At 69.6% G+C, this 12,942-nt stretch carries 13 protein-coding genes; 4 read left to right on the forward strand and 9 right to left on the reverse strand.

The annotated features are described in order from the left end of the window. From secF to NB3_RS29390, 4 genes are all read right to left on the reverse strand, one after another. A partial coding sequence (gene secF, locus NB3_RS29375) for a protein translocase subunit SecF (protein ID WP_067809801.1) occupies positions 1–1,099 on the reverse strand: 1,099 nt, incomplete at its 3' end. A 5-nt stretch (positions 1,100–1,104) separates the two neighbouring features. Continuing rightward, positions 1,105–2,778 (reverse strand): protein translocase subunit SecD, encoded by a 1,674-nt coding sequence (gene secD, locus NB3_RS29380; RefSeq protein WP_067809803.1) that lies wholly within the window; start codon positions 2,776–2,778, stop codon positions 1,105–1,107. Between the two features lie 119 nt (positions 2,779–2,897). Further along, the gene (gene yajC, locus NB3_RS29385) at positions 2,898–3,257 is read right to left on the reverse strand and encodes a preprotein translocase subunit YajC (protein ID WP_067809804.1); all 360 of its coding nucleotides are present in this window, start codon (positions 3,255–3,257) and stop codon (positions 2,898–2,900) included. Between the two features lie 168 nt (positions 3,258–3,425). Then, positions 3,426–4,916: a flavin-containing monooxygenase gene (locus tag NB3_RS29390; RefSeq protein WP_067809807.1), complete on the reverse strand. Its 1,491-nt coding sequence runs from the start codon at positions 4,914–4,916 to the stop codon at positions 3,426–3,428. A 36-nt stretch (positions 4,917–4,952) separates the two neighbouring features. Between NB3_RS29390 and NB3_RS29395 the strand changes: the two genes are divergently transcribed. Continuing rightward, positions 4,953–5,618: a TetR/AcrR family transcriptional regulator gene (locus tag NB3_RS29395; protein WP_067809809.1), complete on the forward strand. Its 666-nt coding sequence runs from the start codon at positions 4,953–4,955 to the stop codon at positions 5,616–5,618. Between the two features lie 151 nt (positions 5,619–5,769). Beyond that, complete coding sequence (locus NB3_RS36635) at positions 5,770–6,333, forward strand: DivIVA domain-containing protein (protein ID WP_067809811.1); 564 nt, start codon at positions 5,770–5,772, stop codon at positions 6,331–6,333. A 29-nt stretch (positions 6,334–6,362) separates the two neighbouring features. Here NB3_RS36635 and ruvB read toward each other — a convergent pair whose 3' ends face one another. The 4 genes from ruvB to NB3_RS29420 form a co-directional block, all read right to left on the reverse strand. Continuing rightward, entirely contained in the window at positions 6,363–7,445 is a 1,083-nt protein-coding gene (gene ruvB / locus NB3_RS29405; RefSeq protein WP_067809813.1) for a Holliday junction branch migration DNA helicase RuvB, read from the reverse strand. A gap of 6 nt (positions 7,446–7,451) precedes the next feature. Continuing rightward, entirely contained in the window at positions 7,452–8,057 is a 606-nt protein-coding gene (ruvA, locus tag NB3_RS29410) for a Holliday junction branch migration protein RuvA (RefSeq protein WP_067809815.1), read from the reverse strand. Then, positions 8,054–8,623, reverse strand: a complete 570-nt coding sequence (ruvC, locus tag NB3_RS29415) for a crossover junction endodeoxyribonuclease RuvC (RefSeq protein ID WP_067809816.1) — start codon at positions 8,621–8,623, stop codon at positions 8,054–8,056. The genes ruvA and ruvC overlap by 4 nt, the downstream gene beginning before the upstream one ends. A gap of 225 nt (positions 8,624–8,848) precedes the next feature. Beyond that, the gene (locus tag NB3_RS29420; protein ID WP_067809819.1) at positions 8,849–9,364 is read right to left on the reverse strand and encodes an O-acetyl-ADP-ribose deacetylase; all 516 of its coding nucleotides are present in this window, start codon (positions 9,362–9,364) and stop codon (positions 8,849–8,851) included. 101 nt (positions 9,365–9,465) lie between these two features. On the opposite strand from NB3_RS29420, the gene NB3_RS29425 reads away from it, so the two are divergent. Next, a complete protein-coding gene (locus NB3_RS29425) occupies positions 9,466–10,902 on the forward strand; it encodes an alpha/beta hydrolase (RefSeq protein ID WP_371855948.1) in 1,437 nt (478 codons plus the stop codon). A gap of 24 nt (positions 10,903–10,926) precedes the next feature. Here the strand turns inward: NB3_RS29425 and NB3_RS29430 are convergent, their stop codons facing one another. Next, positions 10,927–11,898 (reverse strand): GlxA family transcriptional regulator, encoded by a 972-nt coding sequence (locus NB3_RS29430; RefSeq protein ID WP_067809820.1) that lies wholly within the window; start codon positions 11,896–11,898, stop codon positions 10,927–10,929. Positions 11,899–11,995: 97 nt separating this feature from the next. On the opposite strand from NB3_RS29430, the gene NB3_RS29435 reads away from it, so the two are divergent. Next, positions 11,996–12,931 (forward strand): NADP-dependent oxidoreductase, encoded by a 936-nt coding sequence (locus tag NB3_RS29435; protein WP_218020663.1) that lies wholly within the window; start codon positions 11,996–11,998, stop codon positions 12,929–12,931. Positions 12,932–12,942: the final 11 nt, after the last annotated feature.

A 12,942-nucleotide genomic window follows, 5' to 3' on the forward strand; every position in this document is an offset into this window, starting at 1 on the left:
CGGCGCGGGCGCCCGCCGCGCCTGCCCGCTTGGCCATGACCTTCTTCGTGTGCGCCGCGACGGGCCCCCAGCGTTCCTTGATCGAGACCAGCAGCGGAGTCGCGAAGAAGATCGAGGAGTACGTGCCGACCAGCAGACCCACCAGCTGCACCAGCGCCAAGTCCTTGAGGGTGCCGACGCCCAGCATCCACACCGCGATCACCATCAGCCCGACGATCGGCAGGATGCCGATCAAGGCGGTGTTGATCGAGCGCATGAGCGTCTGGTTCACCGCGAGGTTGGCCTGTTCGCCGTAGGTTCGCCGAGTCAGGTGCAGGATACCGTGGGTGTTCTCCTCGACCTTGTCGAACACGACGACCGAGTCGTAGAGCGAGAAGCCGAGGATGGTCAGGATGCCGATCACGGTCGCCGGAGTGACCTCGAACCCGACCAGCGAGTACACGCCCGCGGTGACGGTGACGTCGAAGGCCAGCGCCGCCAGCGCCGCGATCGCCATGTGCGTCTCGAAGCGGACCGCGATGTAGACCGCGACCAGCACGAGGAACACCGCGAGCGCGATGACCGCCTTGCGCGTGATCTGGCTGCCCCAGGTCTCGCTGACGTCGGAGGTGCTGATCGCGGCACGGCTCGGGTTGCCGGACTTGTCCTTCGGCTGGAACTGGGTGAACAGCGCGCTGTTGAGCGCCTCCACCTGCCTCTGGTCCAGCGCCTCGGATCGGATCAGCATGGTGGCCGAGCCGCCGGTGCCGACGGTCTGCACCGAGACCGGATCGGTGCCGATCGCGCCGCGGTAGACGTCCTCCACCGCGCTGGTGGTCGCGTTCCCCGCCGGGAACTGGATGCGCGAACCGCCCTCGAAATCGATGCCGAAGTTGAAGCCGCGGAAGATGATGCTGCCCAGCGAGACGAGCACGATCGCGGCGGTGATGAGATACCACATCCTGCGCTTGCCGATCACATCGATCGCGCCGGTGCCGGTGTAGAGGCGGTTGAAGAAACCGTGCTTGGGCGTCTGCGGCTCGCCCACCGCGGCGAACACGTCGGTGATCTCGGTGGCGCTCGTCTTGTCGAGCGAGGGGGTGGTGTGGCTGTTGGTCATGGTCCTCACGCCTTCCCGAGTGCGGCTTCGGCCGCCTTGCGCTCGCGGGCGATCTGCTGGATAGCGCCGAGGCCGTTCACCGAGGGCTTGGACCAGAACGCCGAGCGGGAGGCGAGCAGCACCAGCGGCGAGGTGACCAGGAACACCACGACCACGTCGAGGATCGTGGTGAGACCGAGGGTGAACGCGAAGCCCTTCACCTGGCCGACCGCCAGGATGTAGAGCACGGCCGCGGCGATGAAGCTGACGGCGTTGCCGGACAGGATGGTCCTGCGGGCGCGTTGCCAGCCGCGCGGAGCTGCCGAGCGGAAGCTGCGTCCCTCACGCATCTCGTCCTTGATGCGTTCGAAGAACACGACGAACGAGTCGGCGGTCATACCGATACCGATGATCAGACCCGCGATACCGGCGAGGTCGAGGGTGAATCCGATCCAGCGTCCGAGCAGCACCATGATGCCGTACACCGCGAATCCCGACGCCACCAGCGACAAGCCGGTGACGAAACCGAGCATCCGGTAGTAGGTGAGGCAGTACAGCAGCACCACCAGCAAGCCGACCGCTCCGGCGAGCAGGCCCGCCTTCAGCGAGGACAGGCCGAGCGTCGCGGACACGGTCTCGGCTTCCGAGGTCTGGAACGACAGCGGCAGCGAGCCGTACTTCAGCGTGTTCGCCAGTTCCTTCGCCGAGGTCGCGGTGAAGTTGCCGGAGATCTGGGTGCGGCCGCCCTGCTGCGGGCCCTGCTGCACGACGGGGGCGCTGACCACCTTCGAGTCGAGCACGAACGCGACGCGCTTGTAGACGTACTCGCCGGTCAGCGACGCCCATGCGTCGCTGCCGCCGGACTTGAAGTCCAAGTAGACCTCGTGCCTGGCCTGCTGCTGGTTCAGGCCCGAGCTGGCGTCCTTGATCTCCTGGCCGTCGATGCGGCTCTTGTCCAGCAGGAAGACCTCGTTGCCGTCGGTCGAGCAGGTCACCAGCGGCAGGGCCGGGTCGTCGTTGCCGGCGAGCGGATCGGCCTTGGTGCAGTCCAAGGCGGCCAGCGCGGCCTGCTGCACGGACGGGTCGGTGCTCTGTCGCACCGCTTTGGCCGCCTGGATCTCCTTGCTCGCCTCTTCTGTCGGCTCCAGGCCGGGAGCGGCGGGCGGCTGCGTCGGCTGCTGCGCGGGGAACACGCGCTGCTGCGGAGCGGGCTGGGTCGTCTCCGGGGCGGCGGGCTGCGTCGTCTCCGGCGCGGGCGGCTGCGCGGCGGGCGCGGGCTCGGTGCCCGGCGCCGTTTGCGGAGTCGCGCCGCGTCCCGCCGCCGGCACGGCCTGCAGCACCGGGCGGATGTAGAGCTTGGCGGTGGTCGCCAGCGCGCGCGCCTGCTGCCCGTCGTCGCCGGGCACGGTGATCACGATGTTGTCGCCGTCGATGACGACCTCGGAGCCACCGACGCCGAGGCCGTTGACCCGGTTCTCGATGATGTCCTGCGCCTTCTTCAGGCTGTCCTGGCTGGGCTTGCTGCCGTCGGGCGTGCGCGCCGACAGCGTGACACGGGTGCCGCCTTGCAGGTCGATACCGAGCTTGGGCGTCGGGGACTTGTCACCGGTGAAGAACACCAGCGCATAGATCACGGCCAGCAGCGCGGCATAGACACCGAGCAGCCGCAGCGGGTGCGCCGATCCCTGGGAAGGTGGCACAGTACGTCATCTCCTAGGCGGGAAGTCGAGGATGGAACATGCGGACGTGCACCAGCGACGCCGGGTGCGCGGACGGACGGCCGCGGCGACATCCGGCGAGCCGGGGCACAACCGCGCGATCAGTCCTTGGTCAGGCGGGTCTCGGTCTGCTCGGCGGATTCCTCGACGGCGTCGGTGGTGTCCGAGCCGGGGGTCTCCGAGCCGGTCTCCTCGGTGCTCACCTGGTCGTCGGCGCGCACCTCACGGATGGCCTGGCGCAGCCACGTGGTGACCACGTCCTCGGCAATCTCGAGGTCGACCGTGGTGTCGTCGAGTTCGACCACGGTGCCGTACAGACCCGACGTGGTGACGACCTGATCGCCGACCTTCAGGCTGTCCTGCATCTGGGCGACCTTCTCGGCTTCCCGCTTCTGACGGCGGACACCGAGGAACATCGGCACGAGCAGGGCTACCAGTAGCAGCGGAAACAGCAGTTCCATCGTCGAAGTCAGTCCCTAGTTTCGTGGGTGGGATGGGCAAGTACCCCCACAGTCTGCCAGTTCGCCGCGCGGACGCCACACCCGCACGCCGCTGGACAGCCGCAACTCCCGGATCGCACACCGGCTCGCCCGCCGGACACGCTCCGGCGGGCGAGCCGCGCGAGGGCCTCAGGCGGTCTTGCCGTAGACGTAGTCCTCCAGCGGGAAGCTCACCGCTTCGCGATGCGCGTTCAGGGTGCTGGTCGGCCGCAGCAGAGCGGCCTCGCCGTGCTGGTTGAAGTAGTAGCTGCGCGCGGTGGCGCAGTCGCCGCCGTAGAACACCGAGGAGCCCAGCTTGTCGGTGACCCGGTCCAGGAACTCGGCGTTGGCCTGCTCGGTGACCTCGAAGGTGGTCTCGCCCCTGCGGCGCAACTCGCCGAACAGTCTGCCCATGTGCTTCATCTGGGCTTCGATGGTGGTGAAGTAGGACAGACCGCTGTAGGAATACGGGCTGTTGAGGCTGAGGAAGTTGGGGAACTTCGGCACCGTGATGCCCTCATAGGCTTGGAACCGGTTGTCTCGCCAGAACTTTCCGAGATCCACCCCGTCCCGGCCGATGATCTCGATGGCCGGGAAGTTCACGTCCCACAGATTGAAGCCGGTGGCCAGGATCAGGGTATCGATCTCGGTCTTGTGCCCGTCGGCGGTGACGATGCCGTCCGGCTCGATGTGATCGATCGAGTTCGTCTCGAGGCGCACGTGCGGCTGGTTGAACGTGGTGAAGTAGTGGTTGGAGAAGGTCGGCCGCTTGCACCCGAAGTCGTAGTGCGGTGTCAGCTGCCTGCGCGTCTGCTTGTCGCGCACCGAGGCCCGCAGGTGCGCCTTGGCCAGCGCGCCCGCGCCTTTGTTCAGCAGCCGGGCCTGCTTGAAGTGCAGCACCCCGACCACCATCAGCGCCTCGAGTAGGCTGGTGTTGACCAGTCGCGCGGCCTTCTGCGTGGCGGGAACCCGTTCGAACAGCTTGCGCACCGGCGCGGGAATCGCGGTGTCGATCTTCGGGACCACCCAGATGGGGGTGCGCTGGAACACCGTGAGCGCCGCCGCCTTCTTGGCCACCTCGGGCACCAGCTGCACGGCGGTGGCGCCGGTGCCGATGATCGCGGCCTTGCGGCCGGTGAGGTCGAAGTCGTCCTCCCACGCGGTGGTGTGGATGATCTTGCCCGCGAACGAGTCGATGCCGGGGAACGGCGGGGTGTAGGGCTGAGACAGGAATCCGGTCGCCGTGAGCAGGTACCGGCCGGTGACGGTTTCGCCGCCCGCGATCGAGACCACCCAGTGTTGCCGCTCGTCGTCCCAGCGCGCGCCGTCGACGACGGTGCCGAAGCGCATGCGGCGGCGCAGTCCGTATTTGTCGGCGACGTGCGCGGCGTACTTCTTCAGCTCCTCGCCCGGCGCGAACAGCCGTGACCAGTGCGGATTCGGTTCGAACGAGTAGGAGTAGGTGACCGAGGCGATGTCGACCGCCAGACCGGGATAGTGGTTGACGTGCCAGGTGCCGCCGAGATCGTCCTCCCGTTCCAGGATGACGTAATTGCTCAGGCCGAGCCGATCGAGCTGAATACCAGCTCCCATACCCCCGAACCCCGCACCGACCACGACCGCGTCGTATTGAGGCGCCACACCGAACCTCCTGCTAGCTGAACCACATATCACGGAATGACACATCATTCCGTTTGTGATGACTGTATCATCGGGCAGGTGACGAAGCCATCCACGCGTGCCGAGCGACGCAAAGCCGAACTGCGCCAGGAGATCATCGACACCGCGTTCGTCTGTTTCGCGGAGAAGGGCTATCACGCCACCGCCATCGCCGACATCGCGGGACAGCTCGGCATCGGTCACGGCACCTTCTACCGCTACTTCAGCAACAAGCGCGACATCATCGACCACGTCATCGATGATCTGGCCGCGCGCATCATCGCCGCCCTCGGCACCGAGAACGCCCCGGACGCCGCCGCCTCCCTCGACGAATACCGCGCCCAGATCGACCGCATCGGCGTGGCCCTCACCGAGATCCTGCTCGCCGATCGCCGGGTGGCCCAGCTGCTGCTGTTCCATGCCACCGGCATCGACGACGAGCTCACCCAGCGGCTGTACGGACTGCTCGACACCGCCGACGCGCTCACCGCGGGCTATCTCGACCACGGCGTCGAGCAGGGCTACCTGCGCGCCGACCTGGACACGCTGAACACCGCGCGCGCGGTGACCGGCATGCTGATCGGGGGCATCGTCTACTCGTTGCGCGAACCCGACGAGGCCGCCATCGCCGGGCTCAACCAGGCCATCCGCCGCCTGCTCGTGGACGGCGTGCGCAAGGACTGAGCGACTCGGCAATCCCCCTGACACCGCCACCGGCGCTAGGGTGAGGCGCACTGATCCGACGCTTTCGCCAGGGGGACGGCCCTTGTTCGCAAAAGGCCATGCAATCGCGAAGTTCTCCTTCCGAGCGGCCCGGGACGCCGAGCCTGACAGAATGTCGCTCGTGACTCCGGAGGACGTGCGCAGCACCCGCTTCGCGACCCCGACGCTCGGGCATCGCGGCTACCACGCGGACGAGGTGGACGCCTTCCTGGAACTCGTCGCCGCGACGCTGGCCGGGCACGGCGAAGTCGCCGCCGACGATCTGCGGCAGGTCCGTTTCGACGCGCCGCGGCTCGGCCAGCGCGGCTACCGCGCCGACCAGGTAGACGAGTATCTCGATCAGCTGCGCGCCGAACTGGAGTTCCGGCAACGCGGCATCCGCCCGGTGCCCGCCGCGAACGGCAACGGCCGGGCCATGCTCACGTTCGACGACGTGCGGCGCATGCGATTCAGCCAGGCCCCGGTGGGCAGGCGCGGATACAACGAGGAAGAGGTCGGCGCGTTCCTCGATCTGGTCGCCGCGACCCTCGCGCACGGCGGGCCGGGCAGTCTCACCCTCGAGGACGTCGAGGCCGTTCGATTCACCGAGGCTCGCCGCGGCACTCGCGGGTATCAGCGCGACGAAGTCGACGCCTTCCGCGACTTGGTCGCCGCCGCCCTGCGCCATCGCCGCTGACCGCCGTCGCGATCACTCCGGCGCGCGGCTCATTCAAAGAGGTCGAGCGTGGGATGCGGCTCGCGACCGCGCACTTCGATGGAGCCGAACACCAGGTCGGGCGGCGGGACGAGACCGAGGTGCTCCCACGCCGCGGCGGTGGCGACCCGGCCGCGGGGCGTGCGCGCGACCATGCCCGCACGGACCAGGAACGGTTCACAGACCTCTTCCACGGTCGCGGCCTCCTCCCCGACCGCCACGGCCAAGGTGGACACACCGACCGGGCCACCGCCGAAACTACGGACCAGCGCGCCGAGGACCGCGCGGTCGAGCCGGTCGAGGCCGAGCACGTCCACGTCGTAGACCTCGAGCGCGGCCTGGGCGATGGGGCGGGTGATCCGGCCGTCGGCACGGACCTCCGCGTAGTCGCGGACGCGGCGCAACAGGCGATTGGCGATCCGGGGCGTACCGCGCGAGCGGCCCGCGATCTCGGCCGCCGCGTCCTCCTCGATGACGACGCCGAGGATGTGCGCCGAGCGTTGCAGGATGCGCAGCAGCTCGCCGGGTTCGTAGAAGTCCATGTGCCCGGTGAAACCGAAACGGTCGCGGAGCGGGCCGGTCAGCGCTCCCGACCGCGTAGTGGCTCCGACCAGCGTGAACGGGGCGATATCCAAGGGAATGGACGTAGCCCCCGGCCCCTTGCCGACCACCACGTCCACCCGGAAGTCCTCCATCGCCAGGTAGAGCATCTCCTCGGCGGGCCGCGCCATCCGGTGGATCTCGTCGATGAACAGCACGTCGCCCTCGACCAGGTTGCTGAGCATGGCGGCGAGGTCGCCGGCTCGCTCCAGCGCGGGACCCGACGTGATCCGCAGGGCGGTGCCGAGTTCGGCCGCGATGATCATCGCCATGCTGGTCTTGCCGAGACCGGGCGGGCCGGACAGCAGGACGTGATCCGGTGTGCCGCCGCGCTGTTTGGCGCCGCGCAACACCAGCGCGAGCTGTTCGCGCACGCGGGGCTGACCGATGAAATCGTCCAGCGACTTCGGGCGCAGACTCGCCTCGATCTCGCCGTCGGACTTCAGATAGTTTGCGTCGACCTGCGATTCGGCGAATTCTCCTGGCTGATCCATGACGCCTTACCGGTTCTTGCCGAGCAGGCCGAGCGCGGCACGGAGGGCGGAGGAGGTGTCGGCGGCGGGCTGCTCGGCCAGCACCGCGTCGATCGCCTGTTCGGCTTGTCTCGCGGCGAAGCCAAGGCCGACGAGCGCTTCGGTGACCTGCTCGCGCACGGGCGTGGCCACCGCCGCGGACGCGGATCCGGGCGGACCGGACGGGACGGGAACGAGATTCACCTTGTCGCGCAGTTCCACCACCATGCGCTCGGCGCCGCGCTTGCCGATGCCGGGGACCCGGGTCAGCGCCGCCACGTTGCTCTCGGCCAGCGCTTTGCGCAGCGCCTCCGGCTCGAGCACGGCCAGCACCGCCATGGCCAGGCGGGGTCCGACACCCGATACGGTCTGCAACAGGCCGAACAGGTCGCGGGCCTCGGTGTCGGCGAAACCGTAGAGGGTCATCGAGTCCTCGCGGACGATCATCGCGGTGTAGAGCCGGGTTTCCTCGCCCCGGGTGAGCCCGGCCAGGGTGGACGGGGTGGCGTTGAGCCGGTAGCCGACGCCTGCCGCCTCGATCACCGCGTGGTCGAGGGCGATTTCCAGCACTTCACCGCGTACCGACGCGATCACCCGTGCACCGCCTTCCGTTGTTCGGCCAGCCGTTCCCTGTATCGGCGCTGCGCCGCGGCCGCCTTGGCCTCCGCCGCCGCCATCCGCTCCAGCAGCGGCGCCCGCCAACAATGGCAGATCGCCAGCGCCAGCGCATCCGCCGCGTCGGCCGGTTTCGGCGCCGACGCCAGGCCGAGGATCCGGCTGACCATCGCGGTCACCTGCTTCTTGTCCGCGGCGCCGTTGCCGGTGACCGCGGCTTTCACCTCGCTGGGTGTGTGGAACGCGACCGGAATCCCCCGGCGCGCCGCGGCCAGCGCGATCACGCCGCCCGCCTGCGCGGTGCCCATGGCGGTACGGACATTGTGCTGGGCGAAGACACGTTCGATGGCGACGGCCCCCGGCTGGTGGGCGTCCATCCAGCGTTCCGCGGCGTCGGCGACCGCGAGCAAGCGCTGCGCCAGCTCCATATCGCCGGGCGTGCGGACCACGTCGACGGCGACGGCGGTGACCTTCCGCCCCGATCCCCCGTCGACGATGCTGAGGCCGCATCGGGTGAGTCCGGGGTCGACGCCCATCACCCGCACGGCAACCCCTCTCGCAGACACGAACAACTGTTCGAGAGTCTAGCGGAGGCTTCCTCTTTCGCCGTCCAGCGACACAGCCGGAGGCTATGCGCCGACCACCTCCGCTCGGTGCGCGGCGTCAGGCAGCCCCAGCAACTCCGGACAGTTCGCGCGCGCCGCCCAGTGCCGCGCGGGATCGGCCACCAGGCGTCGCGCCGAAAGAATCAGCAGGCCGCTGACATTGGTTCAGATCCCGGAGACCTGCCGCGCGAACGCAATGTGCGCCCGCTCGTCGAAAAGGACGAATCGCGCCTCCGAGACCGCCGTCTCGGTCGCACGAACCGTCTCGACGGCGATCCGCGCCCCGTCGTCCATCGGCCAGCCGAAGATTCCGGTCGAGATCGCCGGGAACGCGACCGTTCGCGCCCCCAATTCGTCCGCGAGACGCAAGGATTCGCGATAACAGGAGGCCAGCAACGCCGAGCGGTCCTCCGTGTCCGACCACACCGGCCCGACGGTGTGGATCACCCATCGCGCGGGAAGCCTGCCCGCCGTGGTCGCCACCGCCGCTCCGGTGGGCAGTCCCCTGCCGTAGTGCGACGCCCGCAATCGCCTGCAATCCGCCAGGATCTCCGGGCCACCGCGCCGGTGGATCGCTCCGTCGACTCCCCCGCCGCCGAGCAGCGACGAGTTGGCCGCGTTGACCACCGCGTCCACCTGCTGTTCGGTGATGTCACCGCGCACCAGCACCAGTTCGACCATGATCGCATTCTGCCCCGCACACCACGACGCACCGACGGCACCCAGGAGGGCCGAAGCCGATTCACAGCCTGTCTCGAGGAACGGCCCGCACAATGCCGGACGTGCCGATACTCGCCGCGCCGACGTCTCCGGCTCCACCACAGGTTTCCCCGGCGAGTCCGGCGGCGGACCAGCAGCACGCCTTCCATCACGGGATCTCCCTGCTGCACGGCTGGCTGCCGGTGACCGTCGCACTCCTGGCCGCGCTGATCGTGCTGGTCGCCGTCGCTCGGCGGGGCAGACGGTGGTGGCTGATCCGGCTGCCGCTGTGCGTGGCGGTCGGCGTCGCGGCGGCGCTGGCAGCCGAGTGGTACGTGGCCGACGAAGGATTGGCCTCCGACCCGGCGCCCGTCACGCTGTGGGCGTGGGTCGGCGTGACCGCCGCGGCGGTGGCGGTCGCGCTCGCCGGCTGGCCGGGCGCGCGGTGGTGGCGGCGCGGGGCCGCGGTCCTCGCCATCCCGCTCACCCTGGTAAGCACCGGAATCGTGCTGAACCAGTGGGTCGGCTACTACCCCACCGTGCAGGCCGCGTGGGGCGCGGTCACCGCTGGCCCGCTGCCGCACCAAACCGACCTCTCGGCGTTGCCCGGCTTCAGGAACACCACCGTCACCGACGGCAAACTGGTGCCGGTGCGCATTCCCGACGCAGGCAGCGGATTCCCGCATCGCACCGAATACGTCTACCTGCCACCCGCCTGGTTCGCCGGGCCGACCCCGCCCGCTCTGCCGGTGGTGATGATGATCGGCGGCGAGTTCAACACGCCGGCGGACTGGATCCGCAGCGGCCGGATCATGCCCGCCCTCGACCGCTTCACCGAAGCCGACGGCGGCCGGGCCCCGATCCTCGTCTTCGTGGACGCCAGCGGCAGCTTCAACAACGACACCGAATGCGTCGACGGACCACGCGGCAACGCTGCCGGGCATCTGACCGAAGACGTGCCCGCCTACGTCGAATCGCGGTTCGGCGCCTCGGCCGATCCGGCGAACTGGGCGGTGGTCGGCTGGTCCATGGGCGGCACCTGCGCGGTGGACCTCGCGGTCATGCACCCGGAGCTGGTGCACACCTTCGTCGACATCGCCGGTGATCTCGGGCCGTCGTCCGGCACGAAGGAGCAGACCATCGCCCGCCTCTTCGGCGGTGACGCCGCCGCATGGGCCGCGTTCGACCCGCTGACCGTCATGGCCGCGCACGGGCCGTACACCGGCGTCGCCGGACTGTTCGACGATTTGGTCCCCGCACAGCCCTCCGGCCGTGCGACGACGCACCCGCCCGTTCCCGACGACGACCGCGCCGGCCTCGGCGGCCGCGACGGGGTGCCCGATTCCGGTGAGGTCGGCGCCGCAGGCAAGCTCTGCGCCGCGGGACGCGCGGCCGGCATCGACTGCACCGTGTACACCACCGAGGGCGGCCACACCTGGCAGTTCGCTTCGGCCGCGTTCACCTCGTCCTTACCATGGCTCGCAGGCCGCGTCGGCCTGCTCGTCGCGGCCGCGGGCTGACTCCGGCCCGGCGATCGCACGCGTTCAGTTCACCGTCGGATCGGCTCGCGCGCGGAACGTGCGCCGATAGGCCTGCGGTGACACGCCGATCGCCTCGGCCAGATGTTGACGCAACGAGGTCCCGGTGGCGAAGCCGACCTCGCCCGCGATGCGGTCGACGGTCAGGTCGGTGGTTTCCAGCAGATGCCTGGCGCGGAAGACGCGCTGCTGGATCAGCCAGCGTCCGGGGCTCATGCCGACTTCGTCGCGGAAGCGCCTGGCGAAGGTGCGCTTGCTCATCCGGGCCCGGACGGCCAGTTCGTCGACGGTCAGCGGATGGTGCAGGTTCTCCAGTGCCCATTGCCTGGCCGCGGCGGTTCCGGCCGAGGTCTCCGGCGGCACCGGTTGCTCGATGTACTGCGCTTGGCCGCCATCACGCCACGGCGGGACGACACAGCGGCGCGCGACCGCGTTCGCGACGGCACTGCCGTGATCGCGCCGCACCAGGTGCAGGCACACATCGAGTCCCGCCGCCGCACCCGCCGAGGTGAGGACGTCGCCGTCGTCCACATAGAGCACGTCCGGGTCGAGACGCACCCGAGGAAAGGCGCGCCGGAACAAACCGGCCTGATTCCAATGCGTGGTGGCAGGTCGCCCGTCGAGCAAGCCCGCGGCCGCGGCGATGAAGGCGCCGGTGCAGATCGCGACGATCCGGGCCCGCCGCGGAATCCGCGCCAAGGCGTCGAGCACCGGCTGCGGCAGCGTGCCGGTGACCGCCGTCGTGGTGTCGCAGGCGGGCAGCACCACGGTGTCGGCGTCGCACAAGGCGCGGCTGTCGTGGGCCACCGCGATGTCGAAATCGGCGGCGCTGCGCACCGGACGACCATCCACCGTGCAGGTGATTACCTCGTATCGGCCCGCCGCACTGCCGAATACGCGATTCGGGATACCGAGCTCGAAGGGATACACCCCCTCCAGCGCCAGCACGACCACCCGATGGGGCACGGTCGGATTCATGGCGCGATCATATCGAAGAATGGCAATCGTGCCATTTTCTTCAGGGCCGAGTCCCGGCAGGCTGGCAGCCGTGACCGACATCGACAGCACCGCGACCATGCGCGCGATCAGCCAGCAGACCCTCGGCGGACCCGAGGTGCTCACCGAAGTGAAACTGCCGCAACCGGTGGCGGGCCCCGGCCAGATCCTCGTCCGGGTCCGCGCCGCCGGGCTCAACCCCACCGACTGGCGCCACCGAGCCACCGCGGGACTGTTCCTCCCCGAACCGCCCTTCGTCCTCGGCTGGGACGTCTCCGGCGAGGTCGCGGCCACCGGCATCGGCGTCACCCTCTTCCGCCCCGGCGACGAGGTGTTCGGCATGCTCCCGTATCCGTACGGCCACGGCGCCTGCGCCGAATACGTCGTCGGCCCCGCGCGCGCCTTCGCCCCCAAACCGGCCACACTCGACCACACCCAGGCGGCGGCGATCCCGCTCGCCGCGCTCACCGCGTGGCAGGCGCTGGTCGACACCGCCGGGCTCGGCGCGGGACAGCGCGTCCTGATCCACGCGGCGGCGGGCGGCGTCGGCCACTTCGCGGTCCAGATCGCCAAAGCGCGGGGGGCGTACGTCATCGGCACCGCCAGCGCGCCGAACCACGCTTTCCTGCGCGGGATCGGCGCCGACGAGGTGATCGACTATCGCGACACCGACGTCGCCGAGGCGGTGCGCGACGTGGACGTGGTGCTGGACTCGATCGACGACGACAACAGCATCCGGTCACTGCGCACCCTGCGCCCCGGCGGGCTGCTGGTCACGCTACGGGCCTTCGGCGCGGTCGACTTGGCCGGCGAGGCGGAGGCGCTCGGCGTGCGCGCGATCCGGATGCTGGTGGAACACGATCACTCCGGCATGCTCGCCCTCGCCGATCTGGTCGAATCCGGCGCGCTGCGCCCGACGATCGCCCGGTCGTTCCCGCTGTCGGCGGCCGCCGAGGCGCACGCGCTGGGCGACACCGGGCGAACCGTCGGCAAATTGGTACTCACCGTGCCATGAAATGTGCCACG

It is taken from the genome of Nocardia beijingensis NBRC 16342 (assembly GCF_001612785.1).
Taxonomy (GTDB): Bacteria; Actinomycetota; Actinomycetes; order Mycobacteriales; family Mycobacteriaceae; genus Nocardia; species Nocardia beijingensis.

Bases quoted from the DNA above. Each gene is read 5' to 3' on its own strand.
- NB3_RS29395 (WP_067809809.1), top strand. From the start codon at position 4,953: ATGACACATCATTCCGTTTGTGATGACTGTATCATCGGGCAGGTGACG.
- ruvB (WP_067809813.1), bottom strand. From the start codon at position 7,445: ATGGATCAGCCAGGAGAATTCGCCGAATCGCAGGTCGACGCAAACTAT.
- NB3_RS29435 (WP_218020663.1), top strand. From the start codon at position 11,996: ATGCGCGCGATCAGCCAGCAGACCCTCGGCGGACCCGAGGTGCTCACC.
- NB3_RS29420 (WP_067809819.1), bottom strand. From the start codon at position 9,364: ATGGTCGAACTGGTGCTGGTGCGCGGTGACATCACCGAACAGCAGGTG.
- yajC (WP_067809804.1), bottom strand. From the start codon at position 3,257: ATGGAACTGCTGTTTCCGCTGCTACTGGTAGCCCTGCTCGTGCCGATG.
- NB3_RS29430 (WP_067809820.1), bottom strand. From the start codon at position 11,898: ATGAATCCGACCGTGCCCCATCGGGTGGTCGTGCTGGCGCTGGAGGGG.
- NB3_RS36635 (WP_067809811.1), top strand. From the start codon at position 5,770: ATGTCGCTCGTGACTCCGGAGGACGTGCGCAGCACCCGCTTCGCGACC.